Genomic DNA, 719 nt, shown 5'->3' with positions numbered 1-719 from the left:
CGCGCTGCGACGCACCGGGCCGACGCGGTGTCAGCTGATGGCGACCGGTGGACCGTACGCTGACAAATATGATCACGCACGAGGACCCGCGGGTCCGCGCGCCCGGGTCCGACGACCCGTGGACCCGGCTGCTGGACAGCTACCGGCGCACCCGCGCGGCCGCCGCCGCCCGGCTCGGCGAAGCCGCGGCGGCCGAGCGGACCGCCGCCCTCGGCCACGAAATCGCCCTCGGCGCCCCGCCGCCGGTCGCCGCCGCGCTCTTCGACCCGCTGGCCGGGCCCGGCGCGGCCGCCGGGGAGCGGGACGGCTGGGTCGGCCCGCTCTGGGAGGTGCTGGCCGCCCGGGTGCCGTGGGCCGAGCTGGCCCCGCTGGGCCTGCCCGAACCGGTGCGCAGCCTGGCCGCGCACACCCGGGCGCTGCTCGGCGAGGAACCCCCGGAGCCGACCGCCGCCGGGGTGCCGCTGACCCTGCTCCCGTGGGAGCGGGCCGGCTGGGAGCCGGTCGACCGGGTGACCGCCTACCGGGCCGACGGCGCGGCCACCCCGCACTTCCCGCTGCCGGACAGCCGCGAGGGCCTGGGTCCGGTGCGCTGGCCGACCCCCGGCCCGGCGCCGGCCGACTCCGCCCACCCGGCCACCGCCGCGCTGCGCGAGCTGTGCCCCTGGCTGGACGCCCGCTGCCGGCGCGGCAGCGCGGTGCGGGCCGCCGCGCTGCTCGCC

1 pseudogene is annotated in these 719 nt (G+C 81.4%); it reads left to right on the top strand.

Going from position 1 to position 719, the window contains the following annotated elements:
* Window positions 1-68: 68 nt before the first annotated feature.
* Window positions 69-719 (top strand): annotated as a pseudogene (locus tag ACQRUO_RS39595) (hypothetical protein); the annotation flags it as partial.

This window comes from Kitasatospora sp. LaBMicrA B282 (genome assembly GCF_050325825.1).
Classification (GTDB): Bacteria; Actinomycetota; Actinomycetes; order Streptomycetales; family Streptomycetaceae; genus Kitasatospora.
Note: the sequence above shows the minus strand (reverse complement) of the source record. Positions and strands in the feature narration are given on the sequence as shown.